Raw genomic sequence first — 23,450 nt, forward strand, 5'->3', positions numbered from 1 at the left:
TCAATACTCAATACCACATAATGCAGCGGCTATAGTAATTGTAATGATATCTGTTAGTAGATGTTGCTTTTTTCTGTCAATGCGGAAGTCTTGCATTTCGCTAAAATAAGCGAAAATAGTACTTGTCTTATTTTTTGTATCCATCTGATTGTCAGATAAATATACATAAATACAATCACAAAAACAACATAAATATCTGACTATCAGGTGTTTATTTAATCGCCAATTAGTGAATCATTTTAATGCGTTTGCCCTGCTGTTAATCCTGCAAAATCCTTAAATCGTGTAAATAAATACTAACTTTGTTAGCATGAAGCGATCTGGCAGTGCTGACTTACCTTTACACTACGGCTATGTACCCACATGGCTTGCCGAGCGTATGGCGAAATTGGGCCTGGCAGTTATCGAAAACATTGTAATGGATTATGGTAAGGACGAAGTTTTACGCCGCCTGAGCGATCCTTTTTGGTTTCAGAGCCTCGGCGCCGTGATGGGGATGGATTGGCATTCGTCGGGTATAACAACCTCCGTAATGGGCGCTTTAAAGCGATCAGTAAACCCCCATAGCCGGGAACTTGGTATTTACATTTGCGGCGGCAAAGGCAAACACTCCAAACAAACCCCTGCCGAGCTATTAAAAATTGGCGAAACTACGGGGCTTGACGGCAACTACCTTGTACGATGCAGCAAACTAAGCGCTAAAGTTGATAATACAGCCATTCAGGATGGCTTCCAGTTATATACCCATAATTTTATCCTGAGCGATACGGGCAAATGGGCCGTTGTACAGCAAGGCATGAGCGATGCCAGCAGCACCGCCCGCCGCTATCACTGGCATTCGGAACAATTAACATCGTTTGTTGATGATCCGCATACTTCGATCTATGGAAAAAACACGGGGATGATCCTGAACATGACAGATAAGCTGGCAGATCCATCAAGATGCGGGGTAATGCAAATAGCCGGGGAAAACCCGGAAATGATGATCCGTGAAATAGGCAAGCTGGTGATGCCCAATCATCATGAGGTAAAAGCAAAAGACGTTGATTTGAAACGCTTAGGCGCTGTTCTTTGGCTTGCCCATGAAAAACAGCCTGCCGATTTCGAAGATTTGCTGCTTTTGCAGGGATTAGGGCCACGCACCTTACAATCGCTGGCTTTGGTAAGCGAAGTAATTCATGGCACCCCCTCCCGGTTTAAAGATCCGGCAAGGTATTCTTTCGCCCACGGCGGCAAGGATGGTCATCCCTTCCCGGTACCTACCAAAGTATATGACGAAACCATAGGCGTTCTCCAAAACGCCATACACAAATCGAAACTGGGGGTATCGGAACAAAATGAAGCTATTAAACGCCTTCATAAAATAGCCGAGAATGCCGAAAAAGATTTTACACCCAACGCCAATTTTGACCAGGTAATAGCCAAAGAGCGCGAAGATTCCTGGAAATACGGCGGCCGGACAGTATTTGGAAAAGCAAAGCCGCCAGTACAACAGCAATTGAAATTGTTTTAAAACGTACGCTCCCGCGAGCTTCCAGCTCGTGGCTTACATGGTTTCAGCTTTCAGCTGAAGTAGTCAAGCCACAGACTTAAACAAACCGGTGCACCCCGAAAGTTAAGCAACCGCTAACCTCTCGTAAGTTAAAAAGCGAGTATTACTTATCATCAACATATTTCCACTCACCCGTTTTTACATCTATCTCCCAGGGCTGTGGCTTTGGCAGCCATAACTTGCCGTCGCCTATCTCCAAAGGCATCCACAGGTAACGCGAATCCCATTGGGCTTTTGGGCGCCACTGATCGGCCATAAAAATAACGGTGGTGCTTTTTGTACCAACAACTTTAACCATCATGGTAGATTGCGATCCATAAGTATTTGTTTCGGGCGGGGCGATATCCTTAAACTCCGACCATGGCCCGCTTAACGATGTTGCCGTAGCATATTTGTTAGGATTAGGATCCCAACCGGTGAGCGCCGAACCAATGGCATAATAAAGCCCTTTGTAATGCACCAGGGCGCCACCTTCTAAAGGTGCTTTAATTAGGCAAATCTCTTTTTCAACGCTCAGGTAATCATCTGACAACTGTGCTATATGAAAGCCCTTGGCCCTATCCTCAAATATAAGGTATGCAGAACCATCATCATCAACAAACTGGCCAATATCACGGCTTTGCTCACCCAAAGGGCGAAAGCTTTTGAGGTACTTATAGTCGCCGTCAACCTTATCACAAACCGCAACGCCAACACGGGCGGCTTTATAATTGGCGCTATCCATATGCAGGTACATCACATATTGCCTGTTCTTTTTGTTGTAAAAAACTTTCGGCCGTTCTAAAACAAAGCCTTTACCGAAGTTTGCCGGGTCGTCTGTTTTGATCACTTTGTTCCGGAATGTCCAATTCGTAAGGTCGGGCGACGAATAGCAGGCTACGTAGCGTTTAGCCGGATCATTATCCTCTGCCCTATCCTCACCAAACCAATAATACAACTTGCCAATTTTGATAATGCCGCCGCCATGGGCCTGCACATGTTCGCCCCGGTTATCGGGCCAAACTTCGCCCGGCTTAATTACAGAAATCTGTGCGGAAACCTGCACCTGGCAGGCCGTTAAAACAAAGAAAAAGGCTATAACGGTGCGTATTTTTGATTGCATCATTTAAACTTGTTTCCCGGCAATTTAAGCATTAATAAGTGAACTATTTTATTGCCGTCACGATCATTTTAGCCGAATCAAGATGTGCTTGTAACGACGGCATACTTTTGTGGGCAAAATCAGATACGTTAGGATTTTTATTAAGGGTGGCGGTTTTAAACAGGGCTATTTCCTGTTCATGTTGGTTTACAATAAGTTCCATATAAGCCTTATCAAAATCGGCTGCTTTTTTTTGTGCAAGGGCGGTAATTACTTGTTGATGGCCGGCATTTATGGTATCGTTGGAGGTTACAAAATTGTCAATCTCCAATTTTCTTAAATTATCGGCAAGCAAGGTATGATCGTCAATCATCGCTTTGGCAAACTGAATAACCTGTTGATTTTTTGAGTTGGAGATAGCCAAACCGGAAGCCTTTACAGTTGCCAGGCTGGCCTCGGTGCCATTTTTTAAAAAGAGCATTCCGCTATCGTCAACAAGCGCTTTGTTATTGTAATTATTTGCACGTTTGTTGCTTTCGCATGATGGCATCCAAATGAGGGTAACCAAAATCAATAATAAGCCGCTGAAATACTTCATTTATAAATTGATTATGACTTGTTTAGGTTTAACAACAAAAGTGATAACTGGTTTACCAAAGTAGCATAATTATATTGATTTACAATAAGTAAACAATATAACTATTATAAATAACCTAATAACATACAACAAAAAACCACGCTGCAATCCCATAACGGGGTATACAGCGTGGTTATATATCTTCAGCAGATACGGGTTTCTCTTAAAACACCTGGTCAAACTGATTAACGGCATCCTTGCTTTCCAGCAGGGAATGTCCCATTAAAAATTCATCTATTTTGCGGGCTGTTTCTCGGCCTTCAGAGATAGCCCAAACAACCAGTGATTGACCGCGGCGCATATCACCGGCAGCAAATACTTTACTTACATTAGTGCGGTAAACGCCTTCTTTGGCTTTAACGTTTTTACGGTCATCCAGTTCAACACCTAATTGAGCTAAGAGGCCGGCAGGCTGCGGATACAGGAAACCCATAGCCAGGAACACACGCTGACAAGGTATTTCGCGTTCTGATCCTTCAACTACATGGAATTTCACAGGGCGGCCCATAAAATCCTGCTCCCACTCTACATCTACCACTTTTAAAGCCCTCAGGTTACCTTCGTCGTCGCCTAAAAACTCCAGGGTATTTACGCCCCAGAAACGATCAGCCCCTTCCTCGTGCGAACTGGTGGTTTTAAGCACCATAGGATATGTTGGCCATGGCATGTGCTGTGTACGCTGTGCAGGTGGCTGAAACATCACCTCAAACTGCTTAATTGATTTTGCTCCCTGGCGGTTTGATGTACCAACGCAATCGCTGCCGGTATCGCCGCCGCCAATTACTACTACATCTTTGCCTGTGGCCAAAATATCATCACCATCTACAGTAATATTACTTACGCGTTTGTTTTGCTGTTTCAAAAAGTCCATCGCGAAATGGATGCCTTTTAATTCTCTGCCGGGGATCATCAGGTTACGAGGCACTGTTGAACCGCCAGCCAGTACTACTGCATCATTGCTGCGCAGTAATTCATCGGCAGCAACATTAACGCCTACTTCGCTGTTTAGTTTAAATACAACTCCGTCCTTTTCCATCACTTCAATACGGCGTTCCACAACAGTTTTCTCTAACTTAAAATCAGGGATACCGTAGCGCAATAAACCTCCCGGTTTATCATCGCGCTCGTAAACAGTTACCGCATGTCCTGCCTTTACCAATTGCGCTGCAGCAGCCAATCCGGCCGGACCAGAGCCTATTACAGCTACTTTTTTGCCCGATTTGACTAAAGGTGCCGTTGGTTTTACCAGGTTTTTCTGGTAAGCAATTTCGATGATATGTTTTTCAATCTCTTCTATAGCTACAGCCGGCTTATTAATACCTAATACACAGGCAGATTCGCAAGGTGCAGGACAGATACGACCTGTAAACTCCGGGAAATTATTAGTTGATGATAAAATATGGTAAGCTTCTTCCCAGTTTTGACGATACACCGCATCGTTAAACTCCGGGATGATATTACCCAGCGGGCATCCCGAATGGCAAAAAGGGATACCGCAATTCATACAACGGGCCGATTGCTGGTTAAGCTTCTCGTCGGTATATAAATTAACAAACTCTTTATAGTTTTTTACGCGTTCAGCAGCGGGAACCTTAGTTGGTAATTCCCTGTTAAACTCCTGAAATCCTGTTGGTTTTCCCATTGAAATTTAGCCTATTGTTTGATATTGTAACTTCTCTACTACTTTTTTATACTCTTTTGGATACACCTTCACAAACTGTGTAGATGCTTCGGCCCAGTTAGCCAGGATCTGCTGTGCAAGTTTGCTGCCAGTAAGGCTTACGTGCTTACGCAGTAAGGTAAGTATCTGCTCTTCATCCTGCAACGATAGCGGATCCAGGTCAACCATCTCGGTATTACAGTTCTCGGCAAAGCTGTTATCCGGGTTATAAATCCACGCTAAACCGCCGCTCATACCAGCCGCAAAGTTACGGCCTGTTTTACCAAGGATAAGTGCACGACCGCCGGTCATATACTCGCAACCGTGATCGCCGATACCCTCTACAACTGTAGTGGCACCAGAGTTACGTACCGCGAAACGTTCGCCTGCCATACCACCTATAAATACCTCACCGGATGTGGCACCATATAAAGCAACGTTACCTATGATGATATTATCTTCAGGTGTGAAAGTAGCTTTCTCTGATGGATAAATGGCCAGTTGCGCGCCCGATAAGCCTTTACCTACGTAGTCGTTGGCTTCGCCCTCCAACTCAAAAGAAATACCTTTGGTTGCAAAAGCACCGAAACTTTGCCCGGCCGAGCCTTTGAATTTGTAGTTAATGGTATTATCGGGTAATCCCGCAGAACCATAGATCTTCGAGATCTCGTTTGACAGCAATGTGCCTATGGTACGGTTAACGTTAATGACATCAAAAGATGCAAATACCGGTGTTTTATCTTCAAGGGCAGGTTTAGCTGCCTCTAACAACTGCCAGTCGAGTATCTCGGTCATTCCGTGGTCCTGCTTTTCGCTGTTATACAGCGTCATGCCTTTGGTATTGGTAACCGGGTGTAAGATGCCACTCAAGTCAATCTTTTTGGCTTTCCAGCTTTCCAGGTGATCTTTCACCTTCAGGAACTGAACACGGCCAACCATTTCGTTGATGGTACGGAAACCTAACTCGGCCATAATCTCGCGCAGTTCTTCGGCCATAAATTTAAACAGGTTCACTACGTGATCTGCTTTACCACTAAACAGTTTCCTTAATTCAGGATCTTGCGTAGCAACACCTACCGGGCAGGTATTCAGGTGACACTTACGCATCATGATACAACCACCGGCTACAAGCGCAGCTGTTGCAACACCCCATTCTTCGGCACCCATCAAAGCTGCAATGGCCAAATCGCGACCGGTTTTTAGCTGGCCATCTGTTTGCAATACCACACGGCTCCGTAATTTATTGCGTACCAATGTTTGGTGAGCCTCGGTTAAACCAAGTTCCCATGGCAAGCCGGCGTGTTTTACCGAACTTATTGGCGATGCACCTGTACCGCCATCATATCCGGCAATAAGGATAACATCGGCATGTGCTTTGGCCACACCTGCGGCTATAGTACCCACACCTGCTTTTGATACCAGTTTTACATTGATACGTGCTGCTCGGTTGGCATTTTTTAAATCGAATATCAATTGCGCCAAATCCTCGATAGAGTAAATATCGTGGTGCGGCGGAGGCGAGATTAAGCCTACACCAGGTGTTGAGTGACGGGTTTTAGCAATCCAGTCATCAACTTTATGACCCGGAAGCTGTCCGCCTTCCCCTGGTTTAGCGCCTTGCGCCATTTTTATCTGCAATTCATCGGCATTGGTCAGGTAATTTGAAGTTACCCCAAAACGTGCAGATGCTACCTGTTTAATAGCCGAACGCATGGAATCGCCGTTGGCCATTTTTTCATAACGCATCTCATCCTCACCACCTTCGCCGGTATTGCTTTTACCACCAATGCGGTTCATGGCAATGGCCATGGTGCTATGCGCCTCGTGAGATATCGAGCCGAACGACATGGCGCCTGTTGCAAAGCGTTTCATGATATTTTCGGCCGGTTCAACCTCATCAATGCTGATAGCCTCGCGGTGATGGGCAAAGTCAAGCAATCCACGGATGGTAAAGTGCTTTTCGGTTTGCTCGTTAATTACTTTAGCGTAGTTTTTATATACGTTGTAATCATTACTACGGGTGGCATGTTGTAATAAGTGTACCGTGGTAGGGTTAAACAAGTGCGCTTCGCCCCTGCGTTTCCATTGGTAAATACCACCTTCGGGCAATAAATTGTCGGCACCCTTGGTGTTAAAGCCCATACGGTGTTTGCATAACGCTTCGCGGGCTATTTCGTCAAGGCCCAAACCACCAATACGGGTAACAGCTCCGCAGAAATATTTATCTACAACCGTTTTATTCAAACCTAATATTTCAAAAACCTGCGAACCATGGTATGATTGTAAGGTTGAGATTCCCATTTTAGAGAAGATCTTCAACAAACCATCATTTACAGATTTTACGTAGTTTTTTTGTAATGTTTTAATATCATGGCTGGTTTCTAAACTGCCGTTGTTTTTAACGGTTTCGATAGTTGCCAAAGCCAGGTACGGGTTGATGGCAGTAGCGCCAAATGCCAGCAAACAGGCAAAGTGATGTACTTCCCATGCATCGCCGGTTTCAACAACCAAACCTACAGCGCCGCGACGACCTTTTTTAATCAGGTGGTGATGCACCGCAGATACCGCCAGCAACGTTGGGATAGGCGCGTGTTCCGAATCAACCGCACGATCCGACAGGATCAGCACTTCAAAACCATCATCAACAGCATCCTCGGCATAGCGGCAAAGCCTTGCAATACCTTTTTCTAACGAGCCGGGCATGCCGTCGGCCACAAAATAAGTTTGCAACGTTTTGGCATGGAAAAGGCCGGTATCAATACTCCGCAGTTTTTCTAACTGGTGGTTTTTTAATATCGGGTGCTTTAAAACTACGCAATGGCAGTGCATTTTATCTTCGTCCAGCAAGTTACCGTTGTTACCGATAAAGGTTGCCAAACTCATTACCAGGCGCTCGCGGATCGGATCGATAGGCGGGTTGGTTACCTGGGCAAAAAATTGCTTAAAGTAGCTTGATAAGTGTTGGGGCTTGTCGGACAAGATGGCCAAAGGCACATCTGTACCCATGGAGCCCACAGGTTCTTTACCATCAACAGCCATTGGCTTAATAATGGTATCAATATCCTCACGGCTGTAACCAAATACCTGCTGGTAACGGAATACAGAAGCTTCTGATAGCTGAGCGAATGCCAAACGGGGTTCGGTAAGTTCGCTCAGGTTTATTTTATAATTCTCCAGCCAGCGGCCGTAAGGCTGCCTTGAGGCAATTTGTTTTTTAATTTCATCATCGGTAATTATCCTTCCTTTTTCGGTATCTATCAACAGCATTTTACCAGGCTGTAAACGGCCTTTACGTACTACAGTGCTTTCGTCGATAGCCAGGGTACCAGCTTCCGATGCTGCTATAACGCGGCCATCATTGGTAATTACATAACGCAACGGGCGAAGGCCATTCCTATCCAGCAAAGCACCTACCAGTTTACCATCGGTAAAGGTGATAGCGGCCGGGCCATCCCATGGCTCCATCAATGTAGCATGATACTCGTAAAATGCCTTTTTAATAGGATCCATATGTACGTTGCCATCCCATGCCTCGGGTACCAGCATCATCATTACGTGTGGTAATGAGCGGCCTGAGTGCAACAGGATTTCGATGATATTATCCAAACAGGCAGAGTCTGACTGGTTGTTATCAATCACCGGCATAATCATTTCCATTTCTTCGGCCGTGAAGTACGATGAAGCATATGATTTTAAACCGGCATAAAACCAGTTTAAGTTGCCCGTTAAGGTATTGATCTCGCCATTATGGGCAATCAGGCGGAAAGGCTGCGCCAGTTTCCATGATGGAAAAGTATTGGTAGAGAAACGCGAGTGGATCATGGCGAAGCCAGATGCAATGCGCGGATCAGTTAAATCAGCATAATATTTACGCAGCTGGTAAGTAGTTACCTGGCCTTTGTAAACAATTGTTTTGCATGATAACGAGGTAAAATAAAAATATTCAGATGCACCCGGGATGGTATCTGTAATAGTTTTATTAATGTACCTGCGTAATATAAAAAGCTTACGCTCAAAGTCATCGGCATTGGTAATGTGGTGCGGACGGGCAATAAATATCTGCTCTACATCGGGCTCTGCCTGGCGGGCTGTTTCGCCAACCGCCATTGAGTCAACGGTTAATTTACGGTAACCTAATTTTACAAGGCCCAGCTTTTCAATCGCGTTGGTAATTACAATGCGGCAAGCCTTCTTTTGCGACGAATCTTTAGGGAAAAAGATCATCCCAACACCATACTCACCCGGTTCGGGCAGGCTGATCTCGAGGTTTGAGCATTCTTCCATCAAAAACTCATGGGGCAGTTGTATCAATATACCGGCACCATCGCCGGTTTCAGGATCACATCCGCACGCACCGCGGTGTTCCATGTTCTCGAGCATTGTAAGCGCATCATCAATAATCTGGTTACTTTTATGACCATTTATGTTGGTTATAAATCCAGTTCCGCACGAATCGTGTTCAAATTCTGGCCTGTAAAGGCCCTGGTTGTTATCAGTTTGATTCATTTTAAATTAAACCGTTTATAAAAGGGTGTAACAACGAAGTTACTGATATCTAAATAAATTATAAAATTTATCGGAATTTTTAAAGATTTCTAAAAAATCGATTATTTAGATCATATTTATTTAACAAAATGACAACATATACAACCAATTATTATGATTAAGCAAATGAAATATGTTGTTTTCTTATTTAGAATCGGTATAAAGTTGCACCAATTTACTGCTATTCATTTATACAATCGGTAAATATACCAATAACAGAATAAAATTTTGTTGGTTAAATCCATGTGAAGAGTAGACTATTTTGGGGGAGTTCATGGCTCATAGATCATAGTTCATAGCCTGATACATAAGACGGCAAATTTAGTTGTACCAAACCACTTACTTTAAGCAAAAACGGCCATGAACTATGAACCATTAACTATGAACAACTAAATCAACTATGAACAAACAAAAAACTACTAACTTCGCCAAAAAATTAAAATAGATGTCTGCAAAAGTTAAAGCCGTTTTTTTAGATCGCGATGGAGTATTGAACCAGGAAATGGGCGATTACGTTCGCCGTTTTGAGGATTTTCATGTACTGGATAATTTTGATGCCCTTAAAACTTTGCAGGACAGGGGTTATATGCTGTTGGTTGCCACCAACCAGGGCGGCCTGGCCAAAGGTTGGTATACTGAAGAAGAGCTGGCAAAAATGCACAACCATTTAAAAACAGTATATGCCGAGCATGGCGTGGTGATAACCGACTTTTTTTACTGCCCGCACCATCCTAACTTTACCGGCGACTGCGACTGCCGCAAGCCAAAACCAGGATTATTGCTGCAAGGCATCGCCAAATACAACATTGACCCTGCCCTATCCTATTTTATTGGCGACCGCGAGCGTGATGTAGAGGCCGGAACCCAGGCGGGTGTGAAAGGTATTTTGATCGACAGCGATCAACCGATTAGTACAGTGTTGGATTTGATAGCTTAACCTCAAAGCCCTACCCAAACCCTACCCGGTAAGGAGGGCTTAAAAAACTTACAAAGTTAAATCTACCCCAACGGAGGAGATTTAGAGGAGGCTTGGGCTGCGCTTTTTTACTATTTTTAAAACATTTTAGCCACTTCCAACTTTTACCAACATCCAACAGCAAAAAAAACGTATGCAATTAAACCGCTATTTAAAAAACTACGACACCTTTATTGCCGCGGTACTTGGTTTTATTGCTATTCAAATGTTTTGCAGTTATAGTGGCATTGGCGTATCGCCCGATTCTATTATGTACACCAGCGCTGCCCGGAGCCTGAACACTAATGGTACGCTGCAAACATTTAACCATATCCCTATTGTTGATTTCCCGGTTTTTTACCCCATGTTTTTAGGGGGAATTATGTTTATTACCCGTATTGATCCCGTTGTTTTTGGGGCAATATTGAACGGGCTGATGTTTGCCACGCTTATTTATACCGCCGGGTGGATCATGCAGCGTTTTGTGCCAACAAACCGCGTTTACAAATGGCTGATGCTGGTGGCCATTATATTAAGCCCGGCATTGCTGCAGGTATACTCCTATTTATGGTCAGAGACTTTGTTTATAGTCGAGACATTGTTTTTTATTGTAGCGTTTAGGAATTATCTTTTAAAACACACCGTTAACGCCTTAATTATAGCAGCGTTGATAGCCGCTATAGGCTGCGTTACACGTTATGCAGCTGTAACAATTGTGGGCACAGGTGGATTACTGTTACTTTTGGACAGAACGTTGCCTGTTAAAAAGAAAATAACGCATATAGTTATATATGGCTTTGTTTGTATCTCGCTATTGGTAAGTAATTTGCTGTATAACCGGTTCATGTCTGGCACGGTAACCGGGCCGCGGGAACCTTCAATTACTTCGTTTGGTAAAAACCTGTATTACTTTGGTAACGTGGTTTGCGATTGGATGGGACTTACGCCAAACCAATACTGGCTGTCTGTTCCCCTGGCAACCATCATATTTGTGGGCTTTATAGCTGCATTGGCTTATAACTACTACCGCAGGCATCTGGATAGCTTTGAAAACCTGGCCATTACATTTGCTTTAGTGTATGGCTTATTTATAGTGGTGTCGTCTACCTTTTCGCGGTACGAACGTATTAACCATCGCCTGCTGGCGCCTATGTACATCCCCGCGCTTTGGGGTTATACCAGTTGGGGATTGCTGCTGCTTAAAAAAACAGTTAATGATAATACCCGCAAAATAGTGGGCGCTATTATGATTGTCCTGATGCTGGGCTTTGTAACCAAAGAATTTTTTATCGACAAGCACCGCTATGACGACCAGGTGAGAGACGAGTACGGCAACCCGGGCTATACCGACGAAAGCTGGATGGATTCGCCATTTGCGGCTTATCTTAAAACCATGGACAAAAGCCAATTCGACCCGAAAGTTACTATTTATACCGACGCGCACGAGGCGGTTTACTTTTTCTCGGGCATGTCATCCTACCTGGTGCCCCACCGGTTCTTTAAAAAGGATATAGCCAAATTTTACACCTTTAAGCGGTATTACCTTATCTGGTTTAAAAGCCTTGAGAACCCCGAGCTGATCAACTTAAAGGATATCCAAAAGGTAAAACAGCTGAGGCTGATTAAGGATTTTGGGGAAGAGGGTGGCATTTATGAGTATGATGAAAGTCGTATTCAGAATCAGAATTTGCAGAATTAAAGAATGGACAGAATTAAAAAGACTTTAATTCCATAGTCCGTTGGATTCTGATTCTGACAAAATCCTGAAAATTCTCAAATTCTGTAAATTCTGATTCTGACAAATTTAATTTTGATTTAAAAAACATCTGTCTATATTTGCGCCAGACTTACCCGTATACTATAAAAAAATGAACGGTATCGCATTACATCATCTTCATCTGCATCACCACCATGTGGTGATCAGCTAAATGTATGTTTCTACGCGAAATAACAACCTCCGTTTGCACTCTTTTTATTTATAGTTCATAAATTCAATTCTTTTGAAAACACTTAAAATAGCGATCCAGAAATCTGGTCGTCTCAACGAAAAATCTGTCGAATTATTAAAAAATTGCGGCTTAAACTTCGAAAACTACAAAAGCTCACTAATCTCGCCCGTTTCCAACTTCCCTTTAGAGATCCTTTTTCTGCGCGATGATGATATCCCCGAATATGTTCAGGATGGCATTGCCGATTTGGGTATAGTAGGCGAAAACGTAATAGAGGAAACCGAAGTAGAGGTAAGCTACCTGCAGCGCCTTGGTTTTGGCAAATGCTCGCTTAAAATAGCGGTGCCAAACAATAATGATATTGCAACCCTTGCCGATTTAAACGGCAAAGCCATAGCCACCACCTACCCCGTTATATTAGGCAAATTTCTGAAAGCCCAGGGTATCGAGTCTGACATCCGTACCATTTCCGGTTCAGTTGAAATTTCTCCGGGACTGGGTTTGTCTGATGCTATTTGCGACCTGGTATCAACCGGTGGTACATTAAAAAGCAACGGACTGAAAGCGTTTGCCGATGTAATGTCGTCAGAAGCCATTTTGATTAGCAGCAAAGCTACCGAAGGCAACGACCTGGTACAGGAATTAATCCAACGTATCCAATCCGTTTTACGTGCCAAAGAAACTAAATACGTGGTACTTAACGTTCGTAAAGACAACCTCGATTCAGTGATCGCTTTATTGCCAGGGGTTAAAAGCCCGTCGGTTGTGCCATTGGCAGAAGCTGACTGGGTTGCGGTGCACACCGTTATCCCGGAGCGCGATTTTTGGGACAGGATAAGCCAGCTAAAACAAGCCGGCGCGCAAGGTATTGTAGTAATGCCGATTGAGAAGATAATTCTTTAGTTTGCAGTAGGCAGTTTGCAGTGGGCAGCAAGATATTTAGCACAAGTTTGCAATTAGATTGCAGTCTTGTAAGTCAAATACATGCTAAAAACTGTAAACAAACATGCCAACTGTAAACTGATAACTGCAAACTGAAATGAAGACATACAAGTATTCAGAACTTACATCATCGGATATCCAGGAACTGGTTCAACGTAATGTAGACCCGGCTAATGAGATTCGTGCCGTTGTGGAGGAAGTGATTGCCAACGTGCAACAGCATGGCGACAGCGCTTTGATTGATTATGCCCAAAAGTTTGATAAGGTAGCGTTAACTAAGCTTTTTTTGAACAAGGTCGAGTTGGAGGAACTGGCTGAAGCTATTACGCCAGAACAAAAAAATGCCCTGGAAACCGCTTACAACAACATCTATAAATTTCACCAAACACAGCTAAAAACCGAGGACAAGGTAGAAACCATGCCCGGCGTTACCTGCTGGCGCGAGTTAAGGCCGATTGAAAAAGTTGGTTTATATATCCCCGGCGGCTCGGCTGTGTTGCCAAGCACATTTTTAATGCTGGGCATCCCTGCACGCATTGCAGGTTGTCATGAAATTGTTGTTTGCTCGCCTCCGCAAAAAAGCGGCAAGGTAAATGCATTTATAGCCTATGTGGCGCTATTGTTAGGTATCGATAAAATTTATTTGGTGGGTGGTTCGCAAGCAATAGCAGCCATGGCTTACGGTACAGAAAGCATTGCCAGGGTTGATAAGATCTTTGGCCCCGGCAACCAGTTTGTTACCAAAGCTAAAACCCTTATCCAATCAACAACTACTACGGCCATTGATATGCCTGCCGGGCCATCAGAAGTTTTGGTTATTGCTGATGATACCGCTATTCCGGCCTATATAGCTGCCGATTTATTGGCGCAGGCCGAGCATGGCATTGATAGTCAATCGGTTTTAGTTTGCACATCGGCTGCTATTGCAGAGGCTACTTTGGCAGAAATAGAAAAGCAATTACCCGTGTTACCAAGGGCCGAAATTGCCGGTTTAGCGTTGGATAACTCCTACACTGTAGTAACATCCAGCCTGGCCGAAGCCATGGATTTCAGTAACCGGTACGCACCTGAACATTTAATTTTGGCAACCCATAGCTGGGAGCAGATAACCGGCAGTATCATTAATGCCGGCTCGGTTTTCCTGGGCAATTTAACGCCCGAGAGTGCCGGCGACTATGCATCGGGCACCAACCATACTTTGCCAACCAGCAGTTATGCAAGGGCTTATTCAGGCGTATCGGTAGATTCGTTTGTAAAAAAGATCACATTCCAGCACATCACCCGCGAGGGAATTCAAAATATCGGCCACACGGTTGAAATTTTGGCCGAGATGGAAGGGTTGCACGCGCATAGGAATGCGGTATCGATAAGAAAAAGTTAGTTAAAAAATAAACAGGCGTTTCCTTAAACAATATGTCATTGCGAGAAGGAACGACGAAGCAATCCCGTAGCCATGCATATTCGCCAGGCAAGCGACGAGATTGCCACGCTACGCTCGCAATGACATAGTATGAATAATGTACAATATCAATAATATACTCAGAGAGAACATCAAAAAGCTTGTCCCCTATTCGTCGGCACGTGATGAGTACCAGGGCGAGGCCAGTGTTTTTTTAGATGCTAATGAAAATGCCTACGGTTCGCCGTTGGATAAACAATTTAACCGCTACCCTGATCCTATGCAATACGCCATAAAGACGCGTTTAAGCGAGATCAAGGGCGTACCGGCCCGCAACATATTTATAGGCAACGGCAGCGATGAAGCCATCGATATCCTGTTCCGTAGCTTTTGTAATCCCGGTGTTGATAACGTGATCCTGGTGCCGCCTACTTATGGTATGTACGAGGTATCGGCCAACATCAACGATGTAGAGGCCCGCAAGGTTTTGCTTAGCGAAGATTATCAGCTGAACTTAGAAGGCATTGCTGAAGCTATTGATGAGCATACCAAGCTGATATTTATCTGTTCGCCAAATAACCCTACAGGTAATTCCATCAACCGCGCGGATGTTGAAACACTGCTGGCCAACTTCAATGGCATTGTAGTGGTTGATGAAGCGTATATCAATTTCAGCCGTCAAAAGACATTTATTCAGGAACTTACCGAATATGCCAACCTGGTTGTGATGCAAACCTTATCTAAAGCATGGGGACTTGCAGGCTTGCGCGTAGGTATGGCCTTTGCCAGCGAAGAAATTATCGAGGTGATGAATAAAGTTAAACCACCTTATAATGTTAACGAATCATCGCAGCAACTGGCTTTGGAAGCCTTGTCAAACGTTGACCAGGTAAACGGCTGGATAAAGGAAACCCTTTTGCAACGCGACAGGCTGGTACTTGCTTTAAAGGAATTTGGTTTTGTGGTAGATATTTACCCATCGGATGCCAACTTCATTTTGGTAAAAACCACTGATGCCAACGGCATCTATAAATTCCTGGTGGGTAAAGGCATCATTGTACGCAACCGCTCGAAAATTGAATTGTGCGAGGGCAGCTTACGCATCACTGTGGGCACCCCCGAAGAAAATTCGATTTTATTAGAGACCTTAAAAAGCTTTGATAAGCAGTAGAAAAACATATTCACTAATTCAATAATTCATTAAATCAATAATTATATTGATGAGCAAGCTGCAAAAAATACTCTTTGTTGATCGTGATGGCACCATGATTAACGAAACGCCAGATGAGCAGATCGATTCGTTCGAAAAACTCACCTTTTACCCCGGCGCATTAACCTACTTACCCAAAATAGCCAAAGAACTTGATTTTGAACTGGTAATGGTTACCAACCAGGATGGTCTGGGTACTTCGGTTTACCCCGAAGATACTTTTTGGCCGGTGCATAACTTCATCCTCAAGACGTTTGAAAGCGAGGGCGTAAAATTTGCCAACCAAATTATCGACCGCACCTTTGCAGCCGACAAAGCACCGACCCGCAAACCGGGAACTGCCTTGCTTACACAATACTTCGACATCCAAAAATATGACCTTAAAAATTCATTTACCATAGGCGACAGGAAGAACGATGTATTGCTTGCTAAAAACCTGGGCGCAAAGGCTATCTGGCTAAATAACCAATCAAATTTAGGCGGAGGTGAATTTACAGAAGCTGATCATATCGGCGATACAATTGCCTTGGAAACTACAGATTGGCAACAGATATATGAGTTCCTGAAATTGGGCGAACGTGTAATTGAGCACCGCCGCAGCACTAAAGAGACAGATATCTACATCAAAATAAACCTGGATGGTACCGGCGAAGCCAAAGTATCAACCGGTCTGCATTTTTTTGACCACATGCTTGATCAGATTGCCCGCCATGGCAGTATCGACCTGGAAGTTATAGCCAATGGCGATCTTCATATTGACGAACATCACACTGTTGAAGATACCGGTATCGCTTTAGGCGAGATTTTTGCCACGGCTTTGGGCAACAAAATGGGTATCGAACGTTATGGCTTTTGCCTGCCTATGGACGATTGCCTGGCGCAGGCAGCTATTGATTTTGGCGGCCGTAACTGGATAGTTTGGGATGCCGAATTTAAACGCGAAAAAGTTGGGGATGTACCAACCGAGATGTTTTACCATTTCTTCAAATCATTCAGCGATGCGGCAAAATGTAATTTGAACATAAAAGCCGAAGGACAGAACGAACATCACAAAATAGAAGCTATATTTAAAGCCTTTGCGAAAGCAATAAAAATGGCCGTTAAACGTGATGTAAATAAGATGGTTTTACCATCGACCAAAGGATTACTTTAAGTTGGCAGCAGGCAGTTTTCAGTAGGCAGTGATAAAGCATTGTCAATTAAAACTGCAGCTAAATGCAAACTGCCAACTAATAACTGCAAACTAAATGATTGGTATAATAAGATACGGCGCCGGAAATATTTTCTCACTCACTGCAGCGCTCGACAGATTGGGGATTGCGTATGGTATGGTGAATACTGTGGATGACCTTGAACTGTACGACAGGTATATCATTCCTGGTGTAGGGCATGCCGGGGCTGCAATGAAAAAGCTGGAATCTACCGGGTTGGTGCCTGCCATTAAAGCTTTAAAAAAGCCCACACTGGGAATTTGTGTGGGAATGCAATTGCTCACTTCGTACTCCGAAGAAGGAGATTCTACCATGCTTGGCCTGTTCCCTATTAAAACTTTAAGGTTTAAAGACAGCAATTTATACAAGGTACCGCATACCGGATGGAACCAGGTTTACGCCGAAAAGGAAAACCCATTATTTGAAAATATACCGTCAGGATCACATTTTTACTTTGTACATTCATACTTTATTGAGTATGATAAAGCGTACACTTTACTATCGGCCAATTATAACAACGAATTTTCGGCATCAATTTGGCGGGATAATTTTTATGGCGTACAATTTCACCCCGAAAAATCGGGTGCGTACGGCGAAACACTTTTAACAAACTTTTCAAAAATATAAAAGACATGTACATAATTCCCGCTATCGATATTCTGAATAAAAAAGTAGTTAGGCTACGTGAGGGTGATTACCAACAGGTAACAGAATATGATGTAACGCTTGAAGAAATGATTGAGCGCTACCAGAGCAATGGCACCAATTTCATCCATATCATTGATTTAAACGGCGCTAAAAACGATTTCAGCAATCAGCAATACCTGTTTGATGTGATCCGTAAAACCGACATGAAGGTGCAATACGGCGGCGGTATCCGCAGCATCGAAAAAGTAAAAGAGTTGATTGATTCGGGCGTTCACCGGGTTATTGTGGGCACACAGGCATTAACCAATCCCGAATTTTTACCCGAACTGAGCAAATCTGTTTGCGGCCGCGATAAATGTTCCGACCAGGTGGTTGTAGCTATCGATGTGCTTGATGAGGTTATCAAATACTCCGGCTGGATGGAAAGCTCGCCTATTAAATTGATGGACTATGTTGATAAATGCCTTGCTTTAGGCTTTTTCCGTTTTTTATGTACCGATATCAACAAAGACGGCAAACTGGGCGGCGCAGGAATTGAGCTTTACGAAAAACTGCTCGATCATTCACCGTTCATTAAACTGATAGCTTCCGGTGGTGTAAGTTCGATGGATGACGTAGAGAAACTGAGCCGTTTGAAGGTAGAGTCAGTTGTTGTAGGTAAGGCGATCTATGAAAACCGGGTTACTATCGAAGATGTGAAAAACTGGAATTTAGAAGCCCTTATTTCCATATAATATAAATTATTAGCACTGTCATTGCGACTTATAAAAGCCGTGGTCTTTGAAAGAAAAAACCACTTCAAACAATTCTGTCATGCTGAGGAACGAAGCATCTATTCGCGAACTTTTCTGGAGGCTATGTATGTCGGTGAATAGATTCTTCGCGATGCTCAGAATGACAAAATTTTTAATTGGGGATGGCTTCATTCCTCGCAATGACGATCTCATAAAGCAGTATGCTAAGTAAAAGAATTATCCCTTGTCTCGACGTTAAGGACGGCCGCACCGTAAAGGGTGTTAACTTTGTTGACCTGCGCGATGCGGGCGACCCGGTTGAACTGGCCTGGAACTACTCGAGGCAAGGAGCCGACGAGCTGGTATTCCTTGACATTACCGCAACAGTTGAGCGCCGCAAAACAATGGTGGAGCTGGTGAAATCCGTGGCCAGGCAAATAAATATCCCATTCACCATAGGTGGTGGTATTAACGAAATTGCAGATGCCGATGCGCTTTTAAACGCCGGCGCCGATAAGATCTCGATCAACTCGGCCGCAGTACGTAACCCGGCTTTAATTGATGAACTGGCTAAAGCCTTCGGCGTTCAGTTTGTGGTTATTGCTGTTGACACCCGCAGCATTGGCGACAAAAACGTTGTGCACCTGAATGGCGGCAGATTGCCTACTGAACGTGAAACATTGGAATGGATTTTGGAAGCTGAAAGCCGTGGTGCCGGCGAAATTTTGCTTACATCAATGGATCATGATGGTACTAAAGCCGGTTTTGATAACAAGCTATTAAAAATTGTTAACGATGCGGTACACATCCCTGTAATAGCCTCGGGCGGAGCAGGGTCGGTACAGCATTTTGTTGATGTATTTGAAAAGACAAATATTGACGCAGCTTTAGCAGCGTCGGTATTTCACTATGGCGAGATATTGATACCGGATTTGAAAGCGGTATTGAAGAGTAATAATATAGAGGTGAGGATATAATAGGCGTTGCGGGGAGCACGGTGTGGGTTGTGGGATTCGACTTGAATTTTGCCACCATGTCATTGCGAGGAACGAAGCAATCCCCGACGTGCGTAATCGCTTTGCATCCTTGCGATTGCTTCGTTCCTCGCAATGACATAGTTGGTTAACCCGCGTTAGGGATTGCAGCGGATACCGGCCCGTGATTAAGGCCTGTGCAGTATGAGCGTAAAGCCCGGGCCGGAGGTAACGCCATTGACACTAACAATTGGGGTAGCTGCCTGTGAGGACACAGGCAGCGGGACAGGCATGAATGCATGGTGTAGAACACACCCCTGCCAGCGCTCAGGGCTCACACGCCCCCTCTCGAGAGGGGAATTTAAAAAAAACACGAACCTGGCAACCCGCAACAGGAACCAGAACAACAGATATGAATATAGATTTTAACAAAACAGACGGTTTAGTACCGGTTATTATACAGGACGAGCAAACTTTAGAGGTGCTGATGCTGGGTTATATGAACCAGGAGGCCTATGATAAAACCGTACAGGAAAATATAGTTACATTTTTCTCCCGCTCAAAAAACCGCTTGTGGACCAAAGGCGAAACCAGCAGTAACTTTTTGCATGTAAAAAACATCAGCATTGATTGCGATAACGATACTTTGCTGATTAAAGTTAAAGCAGACGGCCCTACCTGCCATACCGGCTCGCGCAGTTGTTTTAACACCGGGTATAACCAAAACTTTATTTTGGAGTTGGAAAATATTATTGCCGATAGGTACGAAAATCCGGTAGAAGGATCATACGTAAACAAGCTGCGGAATAAGGGACTCAACAAAATAGCTCAAAAGGTTGGCGAAGAAGGCGTTGAAACCGTTATAGCCGCTTTGGCAGAAACAGAAACCGACTTGATTAATGAATCGTCCGACCTGGTTTTTCACCTGTTGGTTTTACTTCGCGAAAAGGGTATAACATTGGAAACCATTGCTAAAAACCTGGAAAAAAGGCATAAATAGTCATTAGTCATTAGTCATTAGTCATTAGTCATTAGTCATTAGTCATTAGTCATTAGGGGAACTTATGGTGAGGTCTGTTGTTTTTTATAGTTTGTTGTTATGCTTCCTTTTTATTGGCAATGCCAATGCGCAACAAGATGGGCTTAGGGGGAAGATTGCTGAAATTGCTAAGGATGCCAAAGGTACTGTTGGGGTTTCGGTATTAAACATTGAAACGGGTGACACGTTAACTTATAACGGCCACCTGCATCAGCCGATGCAGAGTGTGATGAAATTCCCGATTGCCATTACCGTTTTGCATGAGATTGACGAAGGCAAATTTACGTTAGATCAGCAGGTTCGCCTTGATAAAAGCGATTTATTTAAAACTTATAGCCCCTTGCAGGATAAATATCCGGACGCAAACGTGGATGTTTCGATAAGGGAGTTGTTAAGCTACATGGTATCGTTAAGTGACAATGTTGCCTGCGATAAGTTATTAAAAGTTTTAGGCGGAACGGATGTTGTAGATGCCTATATCCACCATATCGGCATCAAAAACTTTTCGATAAAAGCCTCCGAATATCAAATGGCGCAAGCCTGGGACGTACAGTTTACCGATTGGGTAATGGCTGTCGAACTTACTCATTTATTGAATGTGGCCTTTAAACCCAATTTCCTTTCGGCGGCAAGTCATGCCTATTTATGGAAAATTATGCAGGAAACATCAACCGGCCCCAACCAGATTAAAGGCTTGTTGCCCGTTGGTACAATAGTATATCATAAAACCGGCCGCTCGGGCACCAACGAAAAAGGAATTTCGGCAGCTACCAACGATACCGGTATTATTACGCTGCCCAACGGCAAACACCTGGCTATTGCCATTTTGGTTACCAATTCTCCCGTCGATTTAAAAGCCCGCGAATTGGTTATTGCCCGCATAGCAAAGACCGCCTATGACGAAGCCGTGAAATAGATTGCGTCAAGGCTAATATCAAAACAACTCATCTTCGTCAAAAATCTTACTTTTGCCTACAGCCCAATATCAACTGCAATTAAAAATCTTGCTACTTGATACTTGCTACTTGATACTAACAAAATGATTGCAGAAAAAATAGCCGAACTCACCGGGCATGGCAACCCTATTTTTACTTTGGAGTTATCACAAAAACCGGGGATATTGTTTACCGGCGGTAATGATAAAGGTTTAGTGGAGTGGAGCCTGAAAACCAATGCTTTCATCAAAGTAATGTTCCCGGTTAATGCATCAATTTATGCCATCCATTGCCCGGCGGGTTATCCGTTAATGTTTGCAGGCTTGCGCAGCGGCCAGGTGCTGGTTTTTGATTTTATCCAGCAAAAGGTTATTAAGTCGCTTAATCATCACCTAAAGCCGGTGTTTGATATCAAGTCTGTCAATAGTAAAAAAGAGCTGCTGATAGCTGCTGAGGATGGCACAGTGTCTGTTTGGAGCCTTGATACCTTGGATATGGTGCACAGCATCAAAATATCGGCCGATACGGTTCGTTGCATAGCAGTTTCGCCGGATGAAAAACAGGTTGCTTTTGGCTGCAGGGATAATACGATCAAAATTTACGACTTGGAGGATTACACCTTGGTTAGAGCACTGCATGGGCATACCATGTCGGTTTTTGCCTTGGCTTACAGCACCGATGGCAGTTACCTGGTATCCGGCGGTCGCGATGCACAGGTAAAAATTTGGGATACAGCATCTTACCAGCTGGTTAAAAACATCCCTGCGCATTTGTTTGCTGTTAACCATATCCTCTTTCACCCTACACAGCCCTATTTTGCTACAGCCAGTATGGATAAAAGCATTAAAATATGGGGAGCCGATGATTTTAAACTATACAAGATCATCAGCCGCGAAAAAGGATACCCAAGCCATCCCCTGTCAATAAATAAGCTGGCATGGAACGGTGACCAGTTGTTATCTGTAAGCGATGATAAAAATATTTTTATTTGGGATATAAAATTTTAACGTATAGCCACGTCTAAAAAAACCGCCTGATACTATGCAATTTGTGGGTGTGTCGCTTTAATTCTTCCGAATAAATGCCATCGTTATCAATAGGGTCTATTTTCACCTTTCCCGATGCATGAATTATTTGTCCGTTATTTAATAATATACCCACATGGGTTACACGACCTTCGGTATTGTTAAAAAAAGCCAGGTCGCCCAGGCGGGCATTTTTCAAACTGTCAACTTTTTCGCCTTCCAGAACCTGTTGGCTTGCATCGCGTTTTATTTTTATTCTATTAAGATTAAATACTACCTGTGTAAAGCCAGAGCAATCGATGCCAAAGTGGGTGCGGCCGCCCCACAAATAGGGCGCATTCAAAAACGATTTTGCAGTTGTTGCTATATCTTCCCTTTCGCCTATTTCGCCAATGATTTCAAATTTATCATTCCCTATTTTGCAGGTTGTTCCTTTTAAACCGGCAAGCGAGCTGCCCGCAGGCAAATAAAGTATAGAGTTATCAATAATTTTCCATGCCTGGGTTACCGCCCTGTAAGTTAGCGGGGCTGGGGTATTTTGCTGGTGCTTATAAGCTACGTGGCCCAACATGGCAAATTGCAGCCTGCCTATCCAACCTGTATAATTATCATTTGTGGTAACAATTTTAACCCAGCGCTCTGTCCACTCTTTAATTTCAAATGTCTCGCCAAATAACACCTGCGATACCTGTTCGCTCCTGTCATCAGGCAGGGCGCGAAGCGGGATTACAGCAAGGTTACAAATACCATATTCCATAGATCAGATTAAATGCAAAAATTAATGTAATTAAGATGCAATAAGCGCTCAATAATTACACCGTTTTTAATTGGTTTTCAAGGTATATTTTAGCCTGTGGAGGAGATAAAGCTAAAATTTATGACGCTAATTTATTAAAATATTAAAAGTTAGTTAATTTATTTCGAAATAAATTACAAAAAAAGGGAGCAGCAAGC

Annotated in this window: 19 protein-coding genes; 13 read left to right on the forward strand and 6 right to left on the reverse strand. The window is 43.7% G+C overall.

Annotated elements, in window-relative coordinates; translation table 11 throughout:
* A complete protein-coding gene (locus tag AC1DXF_RS21055; RefSeq protein ID WP_477450675.1) occupies positions 1 to 144 on the reverse strand; it encodes a transposase family protein in 144 nt (47 codons plus the stop codon).
* A 166-nt stretch (positions 145 to 310) separates the two neighbouring features.
* Between AC1DXF_RS21055 and AC1DXF_RS21060 the strand changes: the two genes are divergently transcribed.
* A complete protein-coding gene (locus tag AC1DXF_RS21060) occupies positions 311 to 1,513 on the forward strand; it encodes a DUF763 domain-containing protein (RefSeq protein ID WP_477450676.1) in 1,203 nt (400 codons plus the stop codon).
* Between the two features lie 142 nt (positions 1,514 to 1,655).
* Here the strand turns inward: AC1DXF_RS21060 and AC1DXF_RS21065 are convergent, their stop codons facing one another.
* The 4 genes from AC1DXF_RS21065 to gltB form a co-directional block, all read right to left on the reverse strand.
* Positions 1,656 to 2,657 (reverse strand): family 43 glycosylhydrolase, encoded by a 1,002-nt coding sequence (locus tag AC1DXF_RS21065; RefSeq protein WP_477450677.1) that lies wholly within the window; start codon positions 2,655 to 2,657, stop codon positions 1,656 to 1,658.
* Between the two features lie 40 nt (positions 2,658 to 2,697).
* Positions 2,698 to 3,231, reverse strand: a complete 534-nt coding sequence (locus tag AC1DXF_RS21070; RefSeq protein ID WP_477450678.1) for a DUF4142 domain-containing protein — start codon at positions 3,229 to 3,231, stop codon at positions 2,698 to 2,700.
* A gap of 202 nt (positions 3,232 to 3,433) precedes the next feature.
* Positions 3,434 to 4,912, reverse strand: coding sequence for a glutamate synthase subunit beta (locus AC1DXF_RS21075; protein ID WP_477450679.1), 1,479 nt, complete (start codon positions 4,910 to 4,912; stop codon positions 3,434 to 3,436).
* A 6-nt stretch (positions 4,913 to 4,918) separates the two neighbouring features.
* Positions 4,919 to 9,436, reverse strand: a complete 4,518-nt coding sequence (gene gltB, locus AC1DXF_RS21080; RefSeq protein WP_477450680.1) for a glutamate synthase large subunit — start codon at positions 9,434 to 9,436, stop codon at positions 4,919 to 4,921.
* A 484-nt stretch (positions 9,437 to 9,920) separates the two neighbouring features.
* Between gltB and AC1DXF_RS21085 the strand changes: the two genes are divergently transcribed.
* The 12 genes from AC1DXF_RS21085 (at position 9,921) to AC1DXF_RS21140 (ending at position 22,478) form a co-directional block, all read left to right on the forward strand.
* A complete protein-coding gene (locus AC1DXF_RS21085; RefSeq protein WP_477450681.1) occupies positions 9,921 to 10,412 on the forward strand; it encodes a D-glycero-alpha-D-manno-heptose-1,7-bisphosphate 7-phosphatase in 492 nt (163 codons plus the stop codon).
* A gap of 172 nt (positions 10,413 to 10,584) precedes the next feature.
* Complete coding sequence (locus AC1DXF_RS21090; RefSeq protein ID WP_477450682.1) at positions 10,585 to 12,129, forward strand: hypothetical protein; 1,545 nt, start codon at positions 10,585 to 10,587, stop codon at positions 12,127 to 12,129.
* Between the two features lie 301 nt (positions 12,130 to 12,430).
* Complete coding sequence (gene hisG, locus AC1DXF_RS21095; protein WP_477450683.1) at positions 12,431 to 13,282, forward strand: ATP phosphoribosyltransferase; 852 nt, start codon at positions 12,431 to 12,433, stop codon at positions 13,280 to 13,282.
* Positions 13,283 to 13,418: 136 nt separating this feature from the next.
* Positions 13,419 to 14,702 carry a histidinol dehydrogenase gene (gene hisD / locus AC1DXF_RS21100; RefSeq protein WP_477450684.1) on the forward strand — a complete coding sequence of 428 codons (1,284 nt, stop codon included), beginning with the start codon at positions 13,419 to 13,421 and terminating at the stop codon, positions 14,700 to 14,702.
* A 136-nt stretch (positions 14,703 to 14,838) separates the two neighbouring features.
* Entirely contained in the window at positions 14,839 to 15,891 is a 1,053-nt protein-coding gene (gene hisC / locus AC1DXF_RS21105) for a histidinol-phosphate transaminase (RefSeq protein WP_477450685.1), read from the forward strand.
* A 49-nt stretch (positions 15,892 to 15,940) separates the two neighbouring features.
* Complete coding sequence (gene hisB / locus AC1DXF_RS21110) at positions 15,941 to 17,083, forward strand: bifunctional histidinol-phosphatase/imidazoleglycerol-phosphate dehydratase HisB (protein WP_477450686.1); 1,143 nt, start codon at positions 15,941 to 15,943, stop codon at positions 17,081 to 17,083.
* A 94-nt stretch (positions 17,084 to 17,177) separates the two neighbouring features.
* Positions 17,178 to 17,768 carry an imidazole glycerol phosphate synthase subunit HisH gene (gene hisH / locus AC1DXF_RS21115; RefSeq protein WP_477450687.1) on the forward strand — a complete coding sequence of 197 codons (591 nt, stop codon included), beginning with the start codon at positions 17,178 to 17,180 and terminating at the stop codon, positions 17,766 to 17,768.
* A 5-nt stretch (positions 17,769 to 17,773) separates the two neighbouring features.
* A complete protein-coding gene (locus AC1DXF_RS21120) occupies positions 17,774 to 18,523 on the forward strand; it encodes a 1-(5-phosphoribosyl)-5-[(5-phosphoribosylamino)methylideneamino]imidazole-4-carboxamide isomerase (protein WP_477450688.1) in 750 nt (249 codons plus the stop codon).
* Between the two features lie 221 nt (positions 18,524 to 18,744).
* A complete protein-coding gene (gene hisF / locus AC1DXF_RS21125) occupies positions 18,745 to 19,500 on the forward strand; it encodes an imidazole glycerol phosphate synthase subunit HisF (protein ID WP_477450689.1) in 756 nt (251 codons plus the stop codon).
* A gap of 409 nt (positions 19,501 to 19,909) precedes the next feature.
* Positions 19,910 to 20,497 (forward strand): bifunctional phosphoribosyl-AMP cyclohydrolase/phosphoribosyl-ATP diphosphatase HisIE, encoded by a 588-nt coding sequence (hisIE, locus tag AC1DXF_RS21130; RefSeq protein ID WP_477450690.1) that lies wholly within the window; start codon positions 19,910 to 19,912, stop codon positions 20,495 to 20,497.
* A gap of 64 nt (positions 20,498 to 20,561) precedes the next feature.
* Positions 20,562 to 21,452 (forward strand): class A beta-lactamase, subclass A2, encoded by an 891-nt coding sequence (gene bla, locus AC1DXF_RS21135; RefSeq protein WP_477450691.1) that lies wholly within the window; start codon positions 20,562 to 20,564, stop codon positions 21,450 to 21,452.
* 123 nt (positions 21,453 to 21,575) lie between these two features.
* The gene (locus AC1DXF_RS21140) at positions 21,576 to 22,478 is read left to right on the forward strand and encodes a WD40 repeat domain-containing protein (RefSeq protein WP_477450692.1); all 903 of its coding nucleotides are present in this window, start codon (positions 21,576 to 21,578) and stop codon (positions 22,476 to 22,478) included.
* Between the two features lie 13 nt (positions 22,479 to 22,491).
* Here AC1DXF_RS21140 and AC1DXF_RS21145 read toward each other — a convergent pair whose 3' ends face one another.
* Positions 22,492 to 23,253 (reverse strand): C40 family peptidase, encoded by a 762-nt coding sequence (locus tag AC1DXF_RS21145; RefSeq protein ID WP_477450693.1) that lies wholly within the window; start codon positions 23,251 to 23,253, stop codon positions 22,492 to 22,494.
* Between the last annotated feature and the right edge of the window lie 197 nt (positions 23,254 to 23,450).

This window comes from Mucilaginibacter sp. P2_A5 (assembly GCF_056404995.1).